The following is a 201-nucleotide window of genomic DNA, read 5'->3' as shown; positions in this document are numbered from 1 at the left end:
AACCCGATGACAATGTAGAGCCAGAACCGCCGCAAGATGGAGGCACAGCAGGAACTGAGTATCCAAACGATGCACCAGGAAGTGGAGGTGGACAAACAGAACCACCGCAAACAGGTGATACAGATGGAGACCAGTCAAACAATACGCAACCCGATGACAATGTAGAGCCAGAACCGCCGCAAGATGGAGGCACAGCAGGAA

1 pseudogene is annotated in these 201 nt (G+C 52.7%); it reads left to right on the top strand.

The features are described 5' to 3' along the window. A pseudogene (locus tag CD036_RS13195) lies at positions 1-201 on the top strand (hypothetical protein); the annotation flags it as partial.

Origin of the sequence: Staphylococcus arlettae (assembly GCF_002902345.1) — a bacterium.
Lineage (GTDB): Bacteria > Bacillota > Bacilli > Staphylococcales > Staphylococcaceae > Staphylococcus > Staphylococcus arlettae.
The sequence above is the reverse complement of the archived record's forward strand: the minus strand, read 5'-3'. Positions and strand labels throughout refer to the sequence as shown.